Below are 20,672 nucleotides of genomic sequence, written 5' to 3' on the forward strand. Positions count from 1 at the left end.
GTCGTTTCTCCTTTTTTATTATATTAATTACTTCGTATCATTAACCTGATACCTATACCATTTGGATCTTTTATAACTTCAGAATTCCCGTCTTTATGCATCATTAATCCTTTTTCGTGTAACAACTTTTTGAAATACGCAACATCTTCATCATTTGGCATCTGAATATCGAAACGGCGTATACCTGGTGCGTCTTGTTCAGGTTGTTCAGTCGCTTTATCCCACGTATTTAAGCCGAGATGATGGTGATATCCAGCTGCTGATAGAAATGCAGCACTCGTTCCGTATTTAGTCATAACATCCATGCCGAAGAAATTCTCATAGAAAGCAATACTTTTATCGAGATCGATGACAGATAGATGCATATGTCCCATAATTGTATCAGGATGTAACCCTTTGAAAGGTAAGTTGTTATTCGTAGCAAGTACACCGCTGAAATCCATTTCAGTTGTACCCATCACGATATCGCCGTTTTCTTCAAATTCCCATTTTGAAGATGGCACATCACGATAAATTTCAATGCCATTACCTTCTGGATCTTGTAGATAGATCGCCTCAGATACATCATGATTACTTGCGCCGGAAAGCGGATAACCAGTTTTGATGAGGTGGAAAAAGATATTACCTAATGCTTCGCGAGACGGCACAAGTAATGCAAAATGAAATAATCCAGCTGACTTTACTCTTTTTTTATTCGTTTGGTACAGATAAATTAAAGGACGGTTTCTAGTGCCGAGTACTGCATATTGATCCGTTGTCTCTAAAATATTTAGTCCTAAAATTTCGTTGTAAAATACTAAACTGTTCTCCATAAAATTTACATTTAGATGGATTGCACCGATATGCGTGTCGTTCGAAAAATATTTTGCTTCCATAGTTTAATGACTCCTAAGTATATTTTGTATATTATATATAATTAATATACCACATCATATTATAAATTAAAACGATTTAATGTTATTATACCAACTTTTATAAATTTATTGCAGTTATATATACTATGTTAAATATATGTAACAATACGCTCACTTAATAGAAAATAATATATCTGTGCTTTATAATGAATATAATTGGAAATTTGGAGGAATGTATAATGCGCAAATTAAAGCTACATTCGATTGCTTTAACGACAGCTGCTTTAACGTTAAGTCTAAATGCATTAGACATTAACTCAGCAGAGGCTAACGAAATCACACATAAACCAGCAAGTACAGTAGAAATCGTTTCAACAGAAATGAATCAACCCACTAATGACACACCTTCTATAGAGCGCCCTACGACAGAAGCAAGAACCACTGAAACACCGACTACTGAGGAAAAGTCTACCGAAAAGACGATTGTTACATCTCAAACAAGTGAAACGAATAATAAAGGAACTGAAAAGCCGGCAGAAGAACCCGCTAAGACTACTACCCCTTCAACAAAGCCAGCTACGAATGATCAGACCCTTAAGCCAAGTGTAGGGGCACCAGTGACGACTGAAAAGCCGACTACTGAGCAACCTGTGAAAGTACCAGGTCCTGTGACACAACCAACAGAGCCTGTGACAACTGAAAAACCGAATGTTCCAACGGATAATAATATTGGAACTAACCCTTCAACACCAGGTATACCATCACAGCCAGGGATACCGAGTACTGGAGGCGGGGACGATACACCTGTACCACCAGCACCAAAGCCACCTGTCGATGGGAGTATAGATGAAGACAAACATGAATATACTGAGAAACCAGGTGAATTCTCTCCAGCTAAAGGTGAAGCTTACTATACAGCGTTAGACAAACACGTTGGAGAACTTGTGACAACAAAGATTGAAAAGTCTAAAGATATAGATGATGCAACACAGACAGAAGATTTAGTTGCAGATAATAAAGACAAGAAAGTATCGAACGAAACGGGTACTTCAAAACAAACAAAATCGACTAAAGATAAACAAAAAGATTCAGACAAAGAGAAACAGTCGAAAAAAGAAAAAGACCAGATAAAAGCATTACCTGATACAGGTGAAGTAACGTCATTATTTGGATATATCACAGCACTTCTACTAGCAGGATCTGTTTTAGTGAGAAAGAAATAATTACAAAAAATACGCTTAGGCTCATAGCCTAAGCGTATTTCTACGTATTAAAATTTAGAAGTATCAATTTGTTCTAGATAGTCTTCAAGGAATGCCATCACATCTTTTAATGTTCCATCTTTAAATGGAGATTTTAAGTGTGCAGCTTCTACAATTTTATTGAATGGCAGAGATCCACCGATATCACAAATATGCAGATAATCTTTCCATGCTCCTTCAAAATCTTCACTAGAACGTTTAAAGAATTGGAATGCACATACTTGAGCTAAAGTGTAATCGATATAATAGAATGGAGATTCAAATATATGTCCTTGTCTATGCCATAATGCGCCATCGATTAGTGGTGCAATACCATCATAATCTTTATGCGGTAAGTATTTAGCTTCTAGAGATTGCCATGCCTCACGTCGTTCTTTCGGTGTCATTTCAGGATTACCATAGACGATATGCTGGAACTCGTCCACTGCAACACCATAAGGAAGGAATTGAATCGCATCTCCGATATGTTTATATTTAAATTTATCCGCATTGTTAAAGAATAAATCCATCCATTTGTAAGTGAAGAATTCCATACTCATTGAATGAATTTCACATGATTCATGTGTCGGCCATAAATAATCAGGCACACTTAGTTCGCGAGAGCGATATACCTGGAAGGCATGTCCTGCTTCATGTGTTAATACAGTAATATCATGGTCTGTGCCGTTAAAATTAGAGAAGATGAATGGTGATTTGTAATCATCGATAAATGTACAATATCCACCTGCCTGTTTACCTTTTTTCGCTTCCACATCAAAGAGTTCACGTTCCATCATAAACTGATAGAATTCATCTGTTTCAGAGCTTAATTCACGATACATCTTACGACCATTTTCTAAAATCGTCTGAGCATCATCTTTTGGTGACTCATTACCATCTGTAAATAAAATCGGTTCATCATAAACCTTTAAACGATCAACGCCGATACGTTCAGCTTGCGCCTGATATAATTTTTGTGCAAGTGGCACAACATGCGTTTTAATTTGCTCGCGATAGTTTTGTACCATGTCAGGTGTATAATCAACGCGGCGCATACGCACATATCCAAGTTCGATGAAGTTGTCAAAACCTAGTTTCACTGCGATTTCGTGACGTACTTTAACTAAACGGTCATAAATATCATCATATTGATCCATTAACCCTGCACGATAATTTTGTACGGCAAGTGTCGCAGACTTACGTTCTTCACGGTCACTAGACTCGAGGAATTTCCCCATTTGAGCAAAAGTATACGTTTCACCTTTATATTCAATTTCAGCTGAAGCCACAAGTTTAGAGTACTCAGAAGAAATCTTATTTTCTTTATTTAATAGATCTTTAATAGATTCATCGAACTGTTTCACATAAAGTTCAGCTAAATCAAAAAGTTGTTCCCCGTACACTGCTTTGAGCTCATCTTTGAATTGACTTCTGTTTAATGCATTGTAATAAAGTGATTCAAAATAGACGATTTCCCCGTTGTTATCATCGAAGAAATCACGTTCTTTTTCGTAGAATGCATCCTTTGTATTAATTGATGCGCGAACATATGCCAGATTAAACATTGAATCAATCTTGTTACGTAAAGCATTGATTTTATCAATGACTTGAATCTGTTCTTCTACAGATTGTGCCTGATCAAAGTCAGTATATAACTGTGTAAACTGTTCCTTTGCATCTGTTAAATCGGGTCTCGCATATTTGTAGTCTTGGAAAGTAGTCATTAAAATGCTCCTTATCTATTTATTATCTAATTTTTCTTACTATTCTTATAATACTCTAAACATACAGAATAAGGAATATATTTATTGTTATTCAGATGATATAATTAATGTATGAGATTAGGGGGATGAATATGACAAAGATAGATGAATCTTTAGCACTCAAAACAGCAGAACTTGTAAGACAGACACATGAAGCGGGAATCCCGGTTATGGTAGTGTTTGAAGGTATTCCGGCATCAGGGAAATCAAGGTTATCAAATGAATTGTTATTGACACTTGATGCAAAGTATACGAACTTCTATGCAACACCACGTCCAGACAGTGAGTTATTGCGCTATCCTTTTTTATATCCGTACTGGAAGAATATACCGAATAAAGGTGGCGTAACATTATTCTTCAGAAGCTGGTATGCACAGAAGTTAGATTATGAAATGAATGAACTTAAAAAAGACATTATTAAAGATTATGACTTGTTAACGCAGGAGATTGCTGGATTTGAATCGATGCTTAAAGAAGATGGTTATGAAATTATTAAATTCTATCTTTCTGTTAATGAACAAAAGCGCCTTGAACATATTCAGCAAACGAAGAAAAATCCTTTGACACGCTGGAAAGCACAAGAATATGAAACAGGTATACCGACAAAAGATTATCAGGAAGGTATGATCGATTTAATGAAAGCGACTGAGGATATTTCTCCATGGACGCATATCGATTATACAGAACGTGGTAAAGCAGCGAATGAAATGTACGAAACGATTATTAAACGATTAGAGAAAGCATTGAAAGAGAAAAAGAAAAAGACTGAACACCGTAAAGTAGACGGCGAATTTACTGAAGACTTCTCAACAGATATGTTTGATGATACTTCAGATGATATGTCAAAAGCGGAATATAAAGAATTGTTACCGAAGTTACAGAACAGAATTCGTGAATTACAATATGCATTATATGAAAAGAAAATTCCGATGATGCTTGTATATGAAGGCATGGATGCAGCAGGTAAAGGCGGTAATATTAAACGTGTACGTGAAAGTCTTGATCCTACAGGTTATGAAGTAAATGCGGTTAGTGCCCCGACTGAAACGGAGCTGAGCTACCATTACTTATGGCGCTTTGCGACAGACGTACCCCGTTCTGGTCATATCGAAATATTTGATAGAAGCTGGTATGGCCGTGTATTAGTAGAGCGTGTTGAAGGATTTGCATCTACTGAAGAATGGCAACGTGCGTATGATGAAATTAATAAATTTGAACGTGCTTTAACAATTGAAGGATCAATTGTTATAAAATTCTTCTTAGTATTAGATAAAGATGAGCAGTTAAAGCGCTTTGAAGAAAGACAAGTAACACCTGAGAAGCAGTGGAAGATTACTGATGAAGACTGGCGTAATCGTGAGAAGTGGGATCTATATCTTGAAGCGAGTAAGGATATGATTGATAAAACATCAACAGACGATGCACCATGGGTAATTATACCTGCGAATAATAAACGTGCAGCACGTATTAAAGCGCTGAAGACGATTATTACAGCTTGTGAAGAGCGTCTATGGGGCGTTAAGAAACTGTGGTAATAATAGTTTTAGTGAGTGGTCGAAATAACAGGTATTTCGACCACTCACATAATTTTTGAAATATAAAACAACACCGAGTGGTCAGATGACGTAATCCGACCACTCGGTGTTTCTTTATAGATTAAAATATGATCTTATAATTGGAGCAATAAATTGTGTCGTTTGCTTTAATTGTTCCTGTGCTTCCTGTACTTTGTCTGCAAACACGACCTGCATGATCACGACAAAAGCATTCATCGACATATGCGCGGCAATCGGTACAATGATACGATTCGTTAATACATATAAACTACTGAACACTAACGACATCCCCATATAGATTAACGTATGGTCAAAGTCATTGTGGGCTGCTGAGAAGATAAATCCACTAATTAATACTGCGATGGTAAAAGCAAGCCAGCGAGGACCTTTAATCACTTCATATAGTTCACCGAAAATAACCTTTCTAAAGACAAATTCCTCTAGAATTGGACCAACGATAGCAATCAATATAATAAATACTGGTGCAGCTTTAGCGATATCCATGATATTTTTAGTATTCTGACTTTCTAGTGGCTGATGTAAAATATATGTATTAATCATACCGAAGATCATCTGAGCAAACAGTGAGATAAAGAATCCACCGACAATCCAGCCGATTGTAGCCAATGTATCAGACTTTGGAAGGCGTTCTAACTGCGTTTTATTTTTAATACGTGTGTTGATAAATATGACTAAAATAGAAGCAACAATAAAAGAAGCAACATAATAAGGGATAGATTTTAAGAATGCATCTGACTCGCTTAAACCTTGTTTCATAAAATAAATATTAGGAATTAAGACGAAAAACTGTGAGCCGATGTAAATTAAGACGGTAAGCACGTTGATCCATATACGTTTCATGTAAATTTTAATTCTCCTTCAAATTTAAATACTTTATACATTGTACATTAAATTGGTAGTAATAAAAACTCAATCGAATTAATTAAAAATAATTTTAAAAATCAAATTAAAATATTTGCAATCTTGACCTTCTTTGATTATTATAAAATTATGTTAGCACTTAAGCGTATAGAGTGCTAAAAACATGAATTTATTTTTTCAAGGAGGAAAATATCGTGATAAAACCATACGGAAATCGTGTTGTAATCGAAAAAACTGAAAGAGAACAAACTACTGCAAGTGGAATCGTCTTAACTGATTCTGCAAAAGAAAAGTCAAACGAAGGTACAGTCATTGCAGTTGGCACAGGCCGTATCCTTGAGAATGGTGAAAAAATTGATATCCAGGTAGCTGTAGGTGACCGTGTAGTTTATGAACCATTTGGTGGTACTGAAGTGAAAGCTGGGGACGAGAAGTACATCGTATTAAAAGAAGAAGATATCATCGCGATTATTGAAGATTAATCAAATTATAATAAATACATTCTATAATATAAAATCAATGGAGGAATTTGACAATGGTTAAAGAAATTAAGTTTTCTGAAGATGCAAGACGCTCAATGCTTGCAGGTGTAGATAAATTAGCTGACGCAGTTAAAGTTACATTAGGGCCAAAAGGTCGTAACGTAGTTTTAGATAAAAAATTTGTAGCACCTTTAATTACAAATGATGGTGTAACAATCGCAAAAGAAATCGAATTAGAAGATCCATACGAAAACATGGGTGCAAAATTAGTCGCTGAAGTTGCAAACAAAACAAACGAAATCGCTGGTGACGGTACTACTACAGCAACAGTACTTGCACAAGCAATGATCCAAGAAGGATTGAAGAACGTTACAAGTGGTGCAAACCCTGTAGGAATCCGCCAAGGTATTGATAAAGCGGTAGCAGTTGCGTTAGAAGAATTAGCAGCAATTTCAAAAGAAGTATCAAGCAAAGAAGAAATTGCGCAAGTTGGAGCAATTTCAGCAGCTGACGAAGAAATCGGTCAATTCATCTCTGAAGCGATGGAGAAAGTTGGTAACGACGGTGTTATCACAATCGAAGAATCTAAAGGATTCAAAACAGAATTAGAAGTAGTAGAAGGTATGCAGTTCGATCGTGGATATGCTTCACCTTATATGGTGACAGATTCTGATAAGATGATCGCTGATTTAGAAAATCCATACATCTTAATTACAGATAAGAAGATTTCTTCATTCCAGGATATCTTACCGTTATTAGAACAAATCGTTCAAACATCACGTCCAATCTTAATCGTAGCTGAAGATGTTGATGGCGATGCATTAACAAACATCGTATTAAACAGATTACGTGGTACATTCACTGCAGTTGCTGTGAAAGCACCAGGATTTGGTGACCGTCGTAAAGCAATGTTAGAAGATTTAGCAATCCTTACAGGTGGTCAAGTAATTACTGACGACTTAGGATTAGACTTAAAAGATGCAACAGTTGATATGTTAGGTAATGCAGCGAAAGTTCACGTTACTAAAGACGATACAACAATCGTTGAAGGACGCGGCGATGCATCAAATATCGACGCACGTGTAGGACAATTAAAAGCACAAATCGAAGAGACAACATCTGAATTTGATAAAGAAAAATTACAAGAACGCTTAGCGAAATTAGCAGGTGGCGTTGCAGTGATTAAAGTAGGTGCTGCAACTGAAACAGAATTAAAAGAACGTAAATTACGTATTGAAGATGCATTAAACTCAACACGTGCAGCAGTTGAAGAAGGTATCGTTGCAGGTGGTGGTACAGCACTTGTATCAATCTACAACAAAGTAGCAGCAGTTGAAGCGACAGGTGATGTTGCAACAGGTGTTAAAATTGTATTAAAAGCATTAGAAGCTCCAATTCGTCAAATCGCAATTAATGCTGGCCTTGAAGGTTCAGTAATTGTTGAGAAGATTAAACACGCTGAAACAGGTGTTGGATATAACGCAGCAACTGATGAGTGGGTAAATATGATTGAAGCTGGTATCGTTGACCCAACTAAAGTTACAAGATCTGCATTACAAAATGCAGCATCAGTAGCAGCAATGTTCTTAACAACTGAAGCGGTAGTAGCAGAAATGCCTGAAGAAAACCCAGCACCAGAAATGGGTATGGGCGGTATGCCAGGGATGATGTAATTTAATAATAGATTTTAAAGATTCCGGATACATTGCGTATCCGGAATTTTTTTGTGATGATGTTTAGATATTTAGGTAGGCTTTTCCGGATACTTGGACTATTCGGAAAAGATGGAGATAAAATTGGTGAAATAATGATTAACAATTCCGGATACTTGGACTATTCGGAAAAGATTTCAAAAAATTAATATTTTAATTTAAGTTAAATGATTATATAATATGTGATAGACATGTATTTAAATTAAAAACATCTAAGAGGAGGCATCTCATGAAAGGTAAGGGGTTATTTGCAACATTTATCACTGTTATTTTACTAGGGATTTTCTTTCTACTCTCTTTACCTTATGTAAAAGGAGAGAAAGATTTAATTAGCAGTGAAAAAACATCAGTAGCGGCAAAATCAGATGAAAAAGAAGAAAAAAAGAAAGAAAAGTTTACTGCAGCTAGTCTTGAACGAGCTATTAAGAAACAAGATCTATATGCTGTAGATGCAAAGTATGTTGTCCTGCATGATGAATTTAAATCGTTGTATCCTGATAATTTACAGGCGACGATTAAAAATAACACAGATAAAGATATAAAAGACGTGCAATATGGATTTGTAGCGTGGGATAAAAATGGATTACCGATAAAAATTAAAGGTGATATCGATTTTGGAAAGAGTTATTTCAGAGGAGTAACGGCAGATGCAGCAAACATTAAAGGGTATGGTAGATTCGGAGAAGAAAAAGGCTACCGTATTGATAGTTCAATTGGAGTGCATAGCTTTAAACCATTTGTTGTGAGTTATATTGACTTTGAAGGTAAAAAATGGACAAATCCTTTGCATAAAGATTTCTTGAAAATGTATGAAGGCAAACGTTTGAAAGATATAAAAGATGCGGAAAAGTATATCTATTTTAAAGATAAATCCCCCCAACCAGAAAATAATCAAACAGAAAATATTGATCCTGTGAAATACAATGAAATTAGTCAAAAGATAAAAGAGAAAAATGAAATATCAAGTGAAGCACTCGAAGAATATATCGCGTATCTTCAGTTGATGGGATTACTTTCATACCTGGAATATTATGAATCACAAAATAATATTGATATAAATCAGTATTATGATTTGTCTGAAAAAAATATTAATCACTACACAGAAAATGACTTCATTGATTATGAGGATTCATATGATTATGAAAATAGCGATGACAGCTATGACGATTCCTATGTAGAGGATGAAGCATTAGAAGAAGAGCCGGAAGAATATTATGAAGAAGACATTGATGATAGTGTTGAAGATAGCTACTATGAAGATGAAACGGAAGAAACTTATGATGAATCAGATGTTTCTGAAGAAGATTATTATTATGAAGAATATGATTATTCAGAAGACCCAGTTGAAGAAGAGTATATAGAGGAAGAATATTAAAACTATAGCCATTTCGAAAATTATTCGGAATGGCTTCTTACTTTTTTATTTTGAGTTGAAAGGAGTAAACTATTCCGGATATTCGGACTATCCGGAAAAGATGGAGAACTATAAATTTATCTGTAATTAAAATATATTAAAAAGTTTTAATTCCAAGTGAAATTTTATAAAAATAACTAAAAGTTTAAAGTTGAAGTGAAACTTTGATATAATTTATATAAAAGTTTAAAGTTGAGGTGAAACTTATGAGTGAATTAGTAATGAGAGAAGAATATATCAATTTCCTAAGACGACATCGTGATAAGCAAGTTATTAAAGTTGTTTCTGGTGTTAGAAGATCTGGCAAATCAACTTTATTTAAGTTGTTTCAGGATGAGTTATTGTCTGAAGGAGTGAACCAATCACAGATTATTGCGATCAATTTTGAAGATATATCCTATCATCATCTATTGAATTATATGGATCTATACCAGTATTTAATTGATAAAATACACCCAATTGAAAAGACTTACATTTTCCTGGATGAGATTCAGATGATTGATCAGTTTGAAAAAGTAGTCGATTCTTTATTGTTAAAAAACAATGTCGATTTGTATATCACTGGTTCAAATGCATACTTTTTAAGCAGCGAATTAGCAACGTTACTTTCGGGGCGATATGTTCAACTTAATATGTTACCTCTGTCTTTCAAGGAATTTGTGACCTGGCATAAGCAGAAAGATAGCAATCATTCGTTGCCGGATTTGTATGAAGCGTATATACAAACAAGTTTTCCATATGCGATTAAAATTGATAACCCATTAGAACGTTTTGAATATTTACAAGGATTGTATTCAACGGTAGTTTTAAACGATATAGTAAAGCGAATGAATATTCAGGATGTTGGTGTACTAGAACGAATTATTGCAGCACTATTCTCTTCAATAGGTAGTTTAGTTACAGTAAATAAAATTAAGAATACGTTAGTTTCAAAAGGATATAAAATAGCGCATCAAACGATTGATCGTTATGTAAAAGGCATTCTCGATAGTTTAATCATGTATGAAGTAAAGCGATATAACATTAAAGGAAAAGCCTTATTGGAAAGCCAGTCAAAATATTATACCGTTGATACAGGGTTAAGACAGTTAGTATTGAGAGATCATCTACAGGATTATGGACATATACTAGAAAATATAATTTATCTAGAACTTAAGCGTAGAGGTTTTGAAGTGTATATTGGTGAAAATAATCAGTATGAAGTCGACTTTGTAGCAATTGCACCGGATAATAGTATTGAATATTATCAAGTTGCATTATCAACTTTAGATGAAAGCACTTTGAAAAGAGAATTAAGGTCATTAGCATCCATTGATGATCAGTATCCGAAGTATTTATTAACGCTAGATCAATTTAATCAAACAGCAAATTATAACGGGATACAGAAATTGAATGCATTACAATGGTTGATGGGAGAATAATGACGAGGTGATATGATGGACTGGAGAGAATATTTTACGCCGATAGTGTTAGAACGAGGAATGAGATGTATTTAATGTTAGACGACTTCATTGGAATAATCTATACAATTATACGTGGTTGCACAGTTGTTTACTTTACTTACTGACTTATTCGTAAAGATAAGCAAAAAAATAGATGATTAAGCCCACCAAAAAACCCCTTTTCTGTCCGACTAGAAAAGGGGTTTGGTGTATCTATGTTAGAAATCCTCGTTAAAAATGTAATAACATCTTATTAGTATAGTTGTAAATGAATTGTTCATTGATCTATTTATATTTGAGATTAGCCATGTGGATAATCTAATTTTTATAGAGATCTGTTTTAAGATACATATTTTAGAATTTCAAAGTAGTAAAAAACATGTACTTTATTCCGTACTTAATTTAGAATTTTATAAAAAAATAAAAACCTCACTGACACAGTGAGGTGTTGGTATGAGTACCACTTTAACGCTTTAAGCTTATTTTAACTTAACTATGATCTTTTAGAATGAAGCGAATGGCTTCTAAAAATATTATAACAAATTTTAAGGAATTGTCTATATAAAATTAACTGAAAATTCTAAAATAAAAGTACCCAATAAAAAATTTACATGTTATATTTACAATATAATACAAAGGAGTGGTTTTTATGGATGAAAGTATTAAGCCTTACATTTTGAGTTTAGACATCGGTACCGCATCAGTCGGTTATAGTGCAATGGATAAAAACTTTAATATCCTCAAATATCACGATAAACATGCAATCGGTGTTCTTACTTTTGAATCAGCGAGTACTGCTGCTGAGCGTCGTTTGCAAAGAGGTGCGAGAAGAAGATATAACCGTCGTGTAAAACGATTAGGATTACTACAGGAAGTATTGGCACCACTCGTTAAGAATCCGAACTTCTATAAATATGAAAACCTTTCTAAGTGGAAAAATAATAATCATGATTTTCAAGGGAAATCGTTATCGGAAGTTTTGAGATTTCTTGGTATGGATGGGCGCAAGTATCCTACAATCTATCATTTACAATATGCACTGCTTACAGAACAAAAAAAGTTTGCTCCTGAGCTTATATACATAGCGTTGTATCATTTAGTGAAATATCGCGGACATTTTTTGTTTGATCAGCTTGACTTAAGCAAACGTACAGGAAATGAAGGTGTCGCTGATTTACAGGAACTAATCGAATCATTTGAGTCACTAAATGAAATGAATCTATCAATAGATTCAGCTAAACTACAAGAAATATTTGAAATACTGAAAGATGAAAGTTTAACTAGAAATGATCGTTCAAAACAACTGAACAAAATTCAGAAACCTTTATCAGATATGTTTAAAATGTTGCTTGGGATGAAATTCAAAGAATTTGAGCTTTTTCCTGGAATGGACAATTACGAATCCTTAAAAGAAGACAAAAAGTCATATGCATTATCTGAAGACTATGAAGCTTCGATGAGTGAGCAATTAAAACAAGAGCAACGTGAATTTATTGAACTAGGAAATAAAGTATACATGTCATTAGTGCTTGAATCAATTCTACAAGATGCATCGTGCGTATCACACTCTAAAGTTAATGATTACAATAAGTTTAAAAATGAATTAACAACTGTTAAAGATATTATTTATAAAAAAGATGCTACAAAACAATTGTATACAAACATATTTGTTTCTTCTAAAGAGGCGATAAGAAATTATGATGCATTACCAAGCGATGAGAATTATAAAAAATTATGTTTATTTGATCAGTATTTAAAGCATCCAAAAACCAAATATGATGACTTGAATAAAGAATTAAAAAAACATATCGACAAGTCTCATCCATTCTATGAATTACTTGAAGAAAACAAATTGTTAAGAGTGTTAAATACCGTTGATAATTCAAGTATTCCAATGCAAAATAATCTTTTTGAAGCAGAACGTATATTAAAGAATCAGCAAAGTTATCATAAAGAAATTACAAATGAAATGATTGAGCAAGTTTTAAGCATCATTAGATTCAGAATTACTTATTATGTAGGACCATTAGTAAAACATTCAGAAAACCAAAAGTTTGGATGGATGACTAGAAATTCGGATGAACGTATTAAACCATGGAATTTTGATAGTATTGTAAACCGCTCTAAGAGTGCTGAAGAGTTCATACGCAAAATGACGAATAAATGTACTTACTTGATGAATGAAGATGTACTTCCGAAAAACAGTTTGATTTATCAAGAAATGGAAGTATTAAATGAATTGAATGGTGTTCAAATTAGACCTGAAAATGCACCTAAACATAAGAAATATAGACTTGAACCAAGCGTAAAACTATATATTTATAATGAAATCTTCAAGAAAAGTAAGTCTGTAACACATAAATCATTAATCGATAAAATGAAAAAATCTGAACATAAGTCATTCTTTACATCTTTCGATGATAAGCTAAGGGTTTTTGGTACTCAGGATGAAACTAAATTTGTATCAAAACTATCAACATATCAAGATATGAATCGTATCATTGGTGATGTTGAAAATAATTACGACATGATTGAAGAAATTGTTCTTTGGATTACAATATTTGAAGACAAAAATATACTTGAAGATAAAATTAAAGAAAAATATTCAGAGTTATCTAAGAAACAGATTGAACAGTTGAAGAAGCTCAACTATTCTGGGTGGGGTAGAATTAGTGAAAAATTATTAACACATGACTATAAAGGTTTTACTGTAATTGATCTATTACGCCGAACAGATCAAAACTTTATGGAAATTATTACGAGTAAAGATTATGGTTTCAAAGAATTCATCTCTGACGAAAATCAAATCGAACACCATCAGGTAAGATACAAAGATGTCGCAGCATTAGCTACATCACCAGCACTTAAGAAAGGGATTTGGAATACATTAGAAATTGTGCGTGAATTAACAACAATTTTTGGTGAACCTGAATACATTGTTATGGAGTTTGCTACTGAAGATGGTGAAAAAGCGAAACGACAAAAATCAAGAAAACAGCAGTGGGATAGTAATATTAAAGTTAATAAACTGAAGTCAGTTGCTGATTATAAAAAAGTCATTGATGAGTCTTCTGATGAAAACTTTGATTTTCAGAATGATAGGTTATGGCTCTATCTATCTCAAAATGGAAAATGTATGTATACACATGAAAGCATAGATTTAGGAAGATTATTAAATGATAAATCAAATCAAGTTTATGAAATAGATCATATTTATCCACAACGATTAGTGAAGGATGACAGTATTAATAATAAGGTACTTGTAGTAAAATCTGCAAACCAACATAAGTCTGGGGATGCAATGCCACTTGAAAAAATGTCTGAAACGAAACGTGGATATATGATTAGTTTCTGGAAACGATTAAATGATAATGGTTTAATAAGCAGTACTAAATTGGCTAGATTAATGAAACAGACATTATCAGAACTAGATAAAGAAGGGTTCATTCAAAGACAGTTAGTAGAAACGAGACAAATTTCTTCTCACGTAAGAGATTTTCTAGAAGAAGAATATTCTGATACTAAAGTTATTCCTATGAAATCAAGATTTGCAAGTGAATTTAGAAAACGATTTGAAATTCCGAAGATACGTGAGCTTAATGATAGTCATCATGCGATTGATGCTTATTTGAACGGTGTTGTATACCTGGCAGGTCGAGTGTTATATCCAGATGTTGACTTCTTTGATTTTAACTTTAAACGTGAAAAAGTTCGTCAAAAGTGGAAAGCAATGGGAGAAAATTTAAATGAAAATAGAAAAAAAGATGACTTCTTCTTCTTTAATAAAATCAAAAATTTAGATCTATCACAAGGTGAATTATTGACTTCTAAGATTAAGATGGACATCGATAACTTTAAAATTAATTACGTAAGAAAAACAGGTGGTCAAGAGAGCGCATTCTATAAACAGACAGCTTATTCACCAAAATTAAATCAAGCAAAATACGATTCTAACAAAAATGATTTTGTAGTTTATAAAGAAATGAAGGTTTTAAAATCGCATGCTATTTATTACGTAGAGGTTGGTAAGAATGGTAAACCTAAAGAAAAATATAGCGTAGTAGATGAGCTAGTTATTGAAAGCTATCAAAATCAAGGATTATCAAAAGATGAACTTGCATTGTATTTAGCAAATAGAGAAAGTAAATTTGAAGTAACAGAAGCAAAGTATTTATTTGAAATTAATAAGGGAGATATTATTTATCTTAATGAACATCCGACTTATTTCGTTTCAAGTGGAGAAGTTATCAACGGTCGTCAATTTAGAATGTCAATTGAAGAGCAAATTAACTTAAGAGAGACTTTAAGAGGTAAGATTAATCAATCTAAAGAAGAATTAAACGTAGTTTATCAATCTGTCGCACAAAAACTTATTGAAGACTATGCGATTATACTACCGAAAAAAGATAAAGAATCTAAAATAGAAAAAATTATGAAATACTTTGAAACTACAGAGATGACTTTAGAAGACTTTGAAAAGTGTATAAAAGAAGTTTTTAAAGTGGCTGGTGCAAACGCAGGACGCTCAGATTATCTGGGTGGAAGAATGAGTGGTCTGTCAGATACTACTTTCTTCGGTAAAGATATCAATGCTAAAATTCAATATAAATCAATTACAGGACTTAAATCCACAAAATTAAAATCCCTTTATAAACTCGCGGAGTCATTAAAATGAGTTTCAGAACAATAGTGATAACAAAAGAGTCGAAACTGTCATTGCGAATGAATCATCTTGTTGTGAAGTCAGAGACACATACACAAGTTCCTATTGGAGAAATATCTTGTCTAATCATTGAAAATCCAAACATTTCGTTAACAGGTCATTTAATGAATGCTTTAACAGAAAATAAAATTATGACAATTGTTTGTGGTAAAGATCATTTACCACAAACATTTCTACATGCAGTGTACGGGCATCATCGTCAATCCAGACTTATTGAGCAACAAATGAATTGGCATCCAGAATTTAAGGAACGCATGTGGCAATTGATTATCAAGAAAAAAATAGAATATCAAAAGCAAATTATTAAGTACTATTTCAAAACACTGGATGTTTCAATTTTCGATGAATACATCCGTGATGTTAAGCCTGGAGACTATACAAATAGAGAAGGTCATTCAGCGAAAGTATATTTTAATATTATCTTCAGTAACGAAATTACCAGAAACACAGAACATGTGAAAAATGCAGGGTTGGATTATGGGTATCAAATTATATTAGCAATATTTGCAAGAACAATAATAAGTAAAGGTTATCTTACAGAGATTGGAATCATGCATAGAAATGAATTTAATTTATATAATCTAGCATCTGACCTAATGGAAGTAATACGACCACTTATAGATTATACTGTGCTGGATACAATTAGAGATTCATTTGAAAAAGAAGAAAAAAGAAAAATTGCAGATGTTCTCAATAAAAAAATATGTGTAAATAATAAAATGTATTACTTAGTGAACGCCATAGAAATATATGTTGAAAGTGTATTTAAATATTTATCCACTGGAAATGAAAAATATATTAAGTTTCCAAGTTGGAAATATTAAAGGAGATATGTATGGGGGCGAAATATTTGAGGTTATTTGTAATGTTCGATTTGCCAGTTGAAACTTCTAGGGAGAGGCGTGCTTATCGTCAGTTCGTCAAATATTTGACTAAAGAAGGTTTTGTCAGAATACAATATTCTATCTATAGTAAGCTCATCTTTAATAGAGGTACATTGATTCACCAAATGAATAAGTTAAAGCAAGAAGTACCACTTAACGGAACAGTCCAGACCTTAACAGTAACTGAGAAGCAATTTAGTGAAATGACATATTTGGTAGGAGAACCTCCGCAAGGCATGATTGGATTACGAACAGATAGGATGATTGAGTTATGAAAATATCAAGTAATCTGTCTGCAGTAATTGATATTAAAGAAAATAAAATTAACGCAATTACTTTTGAGGATACTTATCAATGTAATGAATTTATAAGAAATTTGCTTAACTACCTTAATGCTAAAGAAGACGGAGATGACTTATTTAGTGAGCTGATAGATGAAGATATTGAAACAGTTAATGTAAAGTCATTTCATAGTATTATACTTAATTGTGGGACTTTAGATTTGATATCAGAGAAACAGATGAAAGATGCTATGATGAAAAGACTTGAGCAAGATTGTCTAGGTAAAGAAGAGATAGGAAATATATATGAACGCATTGAAAAAGAAATGAGCCTTTTATCTTCTATAATGAAGATAAAAGATGATTATTATCAAATTGAGATAGATGAAACTCAGTTGAAGTTTAAACAATTTTTAAAGCTTTTTAAAATAGATGTTCATAATGATTTTAGTCATTTAAGTGCAATACAGGCGAGGAAAGCATGTATTGATTTGATGAAGGAGGAGAAAAAAGAAAATATTCTTTTTCTGTTGTTTCCTGAATCAAATCTGGGTGTGAAAGACGTTAAAGCTTTTATGGATTTAATTAAAAATTATGGAATGACAACGATTATGGTTACAAATCATCCGTATTTTATGATAGAAGCGGATTCTTTGTCTATGAGTAAGGATAATATGACTTTATTTGATATTAATCAGGTTAGAGACGAATTTCGATTAATGTTCCCAAACGAAGAGATAGATGAGAACATTGTGAGACAAATAGCTATTAATGAATTTTCTCGACAATACTTTATTAAAGATGAGCGCTATATCAGATTTATTAATGAGTACTAGTCGTGTATAATAAGTAATAACTATAAAAACTGTTTCATTATCATTACAAAGAGTAGTTTATACCTCATAACTTCGTGTTTTGAGTTTTAGAACTATGATCTTTTAGAATGAAGTGAAACTATGGCAGTTGCTAAAGTTCAAGCAGTAGGTTTTAGAACTATGATCTTTTAGAATGAAGTGAAACAAAGGTATGGCAAAGTCATTTAAAGCTTCGTTTTAGAACTATGATCTTTTAGAATGAAGTGAAACATATCGATTGGTCCACTCGCATTATTAAAGTTTTAGAACTATGATCTTTTAGAATGAAGTGAAACGTTTTATCATCTGAGTATATTGCAATATTGTTTTAGAACTATGATCTTTTAGAATGAAGTGAAACTGATTTTGATAAGACGGTAAATATTGTTATGTTTTAGAACTATGATCTTTTAGAATGAAGTGAAACTAGCAGAAACGCAGACATCACAAGCAGCAAGTTTTAGAACTATGATCTTTTAGAATGAAGTGAAACATTGACGAGAAGGTGCCAATAAAAGAGCTGTTTTAGAACTATGATCTTTTAGAATGAAGTGAAACCACTTGGAACGCTGTAGCTTTTGAAATGGCGTTTTAGAACTATGATCTTTTAGAATGAAGTGAAACATCGTCTACCTTTCTTCGTCCAAATCATAAGTTTTAGAACTATGATCTTTTAGAATGAAGTGAAACATCATTTATGGCGATGATTTAATGATGCGCGTTTTAGAACTATGATCTTTTAGAATGAAGTGAAACAACCCTATTACTTAATTTCTTAAGTAGTAGTTTTAGAACTATGATCTTTTAGAATGAAGTGAAACGTTCGTAAGAGTGCTTAAGAATGATGTACAGTTTTAGAACTATGATCTTTTAGAATGAAGTGAAACCAAGTGAACTAATTGAATTAATCATCATGTGTTTTAGAACTATGATCTTTTAGAATGAAGTGAAACATGATTGATAACTAACTTAAGTAAGTCTATGTTTTAGAACTATGATCTTTTAGAATGAAGTGAAACACAGATTTGAAACAGAGACAGGCAAACCACGTTTTAGAACTATGATCTTTTAGAATGAAGTGAAACTAAATGAAAGCACACCATTTATTATTTGTTGTTTTAGAACTATGATCTTTTAGAATGAAGTGAAACGATTAGTAGGTAATAAGAAAGATTGGTTCCGTTTTAGAACTATGATCTTTTAGAATGAAGTGAAACGTTTACTGCATCATTTAATAAAGCACCATTGTTTTAGAACTATGATCTTTTAGAATGAAGTGAAACGTCAATGAGTGTCACGACATATGGAAGTATGTTTTAGAACTATGATCTTTTAGAATGAAGTGAAACTAAAATGTTTTGATAATACATATGTTCTCTGTTTTAGAACTATGATCTTTTAGAATGAAGTGAAACACTTTGTTGCCCATTCGCACGATTTCCTCCGTTTTAGAACTATGATCTTTTAGAATGAAGTGAAACTAAGGCTGGCGAGGGCGTTAAGTGGCTTGCGTTTTAGAACTATGATCTTTTAGAATGAAGTGAAACGAAAGAGAATGCTGGATGTCGTTGTAGTATGTTTTAGAACTATGATCTTTTAGAATGAAGTGAAACAAAGAGAAATCATAGGAACCGCTCATGTAGTTTTAGAACTATGATCTTTTAGAATGAAGTGAAACTAAAGGATTCTTCCAATTGTTTCAAGGTAAGTTTTAGAACTATGATCTTTTAGAATGAAGTGAAACATTATTTAACAAGTGACCAAGAAAAAGATTGTTTTAGAACTATGATCTTTTAGAATGAAGTGAAACTTGTACCATTGAATGTTATAAGCATGGTTGTTTTAGAACTATGATCTTTTAGAATGAAGTGAAACTGAAGATGCACAGTTTATTGAAATATACGAGTTTTAGAACTATGATCTTTTAGAATGAAGTGAAACAGAAAGAAAACTGGAGGAAACAAATACGTAGTTTTAGAACTATGATCTTTTAGAATGAAGTGAAACTTCTGAATTAAAACCGTTTCACTAATTTTAGTTTTAGAACTATGATCTTTTAGAATGAAGTGAAACTTCAAATAATGATTCGTTTGAAAGCGTCCAGTTTTAGAACTATGATCTTTTAGAATGAAGTGAAACCTTGCTTTAGGTTCTGCCATGGCATCTGTGTTTTAGAACTATGATCTTTTAGAATGAAGTGAAACAAGAATAGAAAGCCTACATTTAACGACTGGTTTTAGAACTATGATCTTTTAGAATGAAGTGAAACGCAATTCAGCGTGGGGAGCAGATGCGTACTGTTTTAGAACTATGATCTTTTAGAATGAAGTGAAACTGGTGGTCAACTTGTATATGATTATTACTTGTTTTAGAACTATGATCTTTTAGAATGAAGTGAAACGTAACGTTCAATCCGTGGAATGAGCGCCATGTTTTAGAACTATGATCTTTTAGAATGAAGTGAAACATATCCGAATTCATAAATTGATGGATATTTGTTTTAGAACTATGATCTTTTAGAATGAAGTGAAACATTAGAATTAGTTTATGATAAAGAGATGCCGTTTTAGAACTATGATCTTTT

Annotated in this window: 13 protein-coding genes and 1 CRISPR repeat array (1 of these 14 cut by a window edge); of the genes, 10 read left to right on the forward strand and 3 right to left on the reverse strand. The window is 32.8% G+C overall.

Going from position 1 to position 20,672, the window contains the following annotated elements:
• Positions 1–23: 23 nt before the first annotated feature.
• Positions 24–875, reverse strand: a complete 852-nt coding sequence (locus tag BHX94_RS09580) for a VOC family protein (RefSeq protein ID WP_111746215.1) — start codon at positions 873–875, stop codon at positions 24–26.
• Positions 876–1,093: 218 nt separating this feature from the next.
• On the opposite strand from BHX94_RS09580, the gene BHX94_RS09585 reads away from it, so the two are divergent.
• Entirely contained in the window at positions 1,094–2,077 is a 984-nt protein-coding gene (locus tag BHX94_RS09585) for a hypothetical protein (RefSeq protein WP_111746217.1), read from the forward strand.
• Positions 2,078–2,124: 47 nt separating this feature from the next.
• On the opposite strand, the gene BHX94_RS09590 is transcribed toward BHX94_RS09585, so the two are convergent.
• A complete protein-coding gene (locus BHX94_RS09590; RefSeq protein WP_111746219.1) occupies positions 2,125–3,819 on the reverse strand; it encodes a M3 family oligoendopeptidase in 1,695 nt (564 codons plus the stop codon).
• 131 nt (positions 3,820–3,950) lie between these two features.
• Here BHX94_RS09590 and BHX94_RS09595 point away from each other — a divergent pair, with 131 nt between their 5' ends.
• Complete coding sequence (locus tag BHX94_RS09595) at positions 3,951–5,393, forward strand: phosphate--AMP phosphotransferase (RefSeq protein WP_111746221.1); 1,443 nt, start codon at positions 3,951–3,953, stop codon at positions 5,391–5,393.
• Between the two features lie 114 nt (positions 5,394–5,507).
• Here BHX94_RS09595 and mroQ read toward each other — a convergent pair whose 3' ends face one another.
• Complete coding sequence (gene mroQ, locus BHX94_RS09600; RefSeq protein WP_111746223.1) at positions 5,508–6,275, reverse strand: intramembrane glutamic endopeptidase MroQ; 768 nt, start codon at positions 6,273–6,275, stop codon at positions 5,508–5,510.
• Between the two features lie 215 nt (positions 6,276–6,490).
• Between mroQ and groES the strand changes: the two genes are divergently transcribed.
• From groES to BHX94_RS09640, 8 genes are all read left to right on the forward strand, one after another.
• Positions 6,491–6,778, forward strand: coding sequence for a co-chaperone GroES (gene groES / locus BHX94_RS09605; protein WP_096075825.1), 288 nt, complete (start codon positions 6,491–6,493; stop codon positions 6,776–6,778).
• Positions 6,779–6,831: 53 nt separating this feature from the next.
• Positions 6,832–8,451 carry a chaperonin GroEL gene (groL, locus tag BHX94_RS09610; RefSeq protein ID WP_111746225.1) on the forward strand — a complete coding sequence of 540 codons (1,620 nt, stop codon included), beginning with the start codon at positions 6,832–6,834 and terminating at the stop codon, positions 8,449–8,451.
• A gap of 268 nt (positions 8,452–8,719) precedes the next feature.
• Entirely contained in the window at positions 8,720–9,865 is a 1,146-nt protein-coding gene (locus tag BHX94_RS09615) for a DUF5780 domain-containing protein (protein ID WP_111746226.1), read from the forward strand.
• 245 nt (positions 9,866–10,110) lie between these two features.
• The gene (locus BHX94_RS09620; RefSeq protein ID WP_111746228.1) at positions 10,111–11,325 is read left to right on the forward strand and encodes an ATP-binding protein; all 1,215 of its coding nucleotides are present in this window, start codon (positions 10,111–10,113) and stop codon (positions 11,323–11,325) included.
• A gap of 670 nt (positions 11,326–11,995) precedes the next feature.
• Positions 11,996–16,021, forward strand: a complete 4,026-nt coding sequence (gene cas9 / locus BHX94_RS09625) for a type II CRISPR RNA-guided endonuclease Cas9 (protein WP_111746230.1) — start codon at positions 11,996–11,998, stop codon at positions 16,019–16,021.
• Positions 16,018–16,893 carry a type II CRISPR-associated endonuclease Cas1 gene (cas1, locus tag BHX94_RS09630; protein ID WP_111746232.1) on the forward strand — a complete coding sequence of 292 codons (876 nt, stop codon included), beginning with the start codon at positions 16,018–16,020 and terminating at the stop codon, positions 16,891–16,893. The genes cas9 and cas1 overlap by 4 nt, the downstream gene beginning before the upstream one ends.
• 11 nt (positions 16,894–16,904) lie before the next feature.
• Positions 16,905–17,228, forward strand: a complete 324-nt coding sequence (cas2, locus tag BHX94_RS09635; protein ID WP_242446684.1) for a CRISPR-associated endonuclease Cas2 — start codon at positions 16,905–16,907, stop codon at positions 17,226–17,228.
• Positions 17,225–18,070 (forward strand): hypothetical protein, encoded by an 846-nt coding sequence (locus BHX94_RS09640; RefSeq protein WP_111746234.1) that lies wholly within the window; start codon positions 17,225–17,227, stop codon positions 18,068–18,070. The genes cas2 and BHX94_RS09640 overlap by 4 nt, the downstream gene beginning before the upstream one ends.
• 83 nt (positions 18,071–18,153) lie before the next feature.
• Positions 18,154–20,672: direct repeats of the CRISPR family, unit length 36 nt; unit sequence GTTTTAGAACTATGATCTTTTAGAATGAAGTGAAAC; it runs 3,467 nt beyond the window's last position.

It is taken from the genome of Macrococcoides bohemicum, from assembly GCF_003259675.1.
In the GTDB taxonomy this organism is placed as follows: domain Bacteria; phylum Bacillota; class Bacilli; order Staphylococcales; family Staphylococcaceae; genus Macrococcoides; species Macrococcoides bohemicum.

Excerpts from the sequence above, each read along its gene's own strand:
- BHX94_RS09580 (WP_111746215.1), bottom strand. The coding sequence starts at position 875 with ATGGAAGCAAAATATTTTTCGAACGACACGCATATCGGTGCAATCCAT.
- BHX94_RS09585 (WP_111746217.1), top strand. The coding sequence starts at position 1,094 with ATGCGCAAATTAAAGCTACATTCGATTGCTTTAACGACAGCTGCTTTA.
- BHX94_RS09590 (WP_111746219.1), bottom strand. The coding sequence starts at position 3,819 with ATGACTACTTTCCAAGACTACAAATATGCGAGACCCGATTTAACAGAT.
- BHX94_RS09595 (WP_111746221.1), top strand. The coding sequence starts at position 3,951 with ATGACAAAGATAGATGAATCTTTAGCACTCAAAACAGCAGAACTTGTA.
- mroQ (WP_111746223.1), bottom strand. The coding sequence starts at position 6,275 with ATGAAACGTATATGGATCAACGTGCTTACCGTCTTAATTTACATCGGC.
- groL (WP_111746225.1), top strand. The coding sequence starts at position 6,832 with ATGGTTAAAGAAATTAAGTTTTCTGAAGATGCAAGACGCTCAATGCTT.
- BHX94_RS09615 (WP_111746226.1), top strand. The coding sequence starts at position 8,720 with ATGAAAGGTAAGGGGTTATTTGCAACATTTATCACTGTTATTTTACTA.
- BHX94_RS09620 (WP_111746228.1), top strand. The coding sequence starts at position 10,111 with ATGAGTGAATTAGTAATGAGAGAAGAATATATCAATTTCCTAAGACGA.
- cas9 (WP_111746230.1), top strand. The coding sequence starts at position 11,996 with ATGGATGAAAGTATTAAGCCTTACATTTTGAGTTTAGACATCGGTACC.
- cas1 (WP_111746232.1), top strand. The coding sequence starts at position 16,018 with ATGAGTTTCAGAACAATAGTGATAACAAAAGAGTCGAAACTGTCATTG.
- cas2 (WP_242446684.1), top strand. The coding sequence starts at position 16,905 with ATGGGGGCGAAATATTTGAGGTTATTTGTAATGTTCGATTTGCCAGTT.
- BHX94_RS09640 (WP_111746234.1), top strand. The coding sequence starts at position 17,225 with ATGAAAATATCAAGTAATCTGTCTGCAGTAATTGATATTAAAGAAAAT.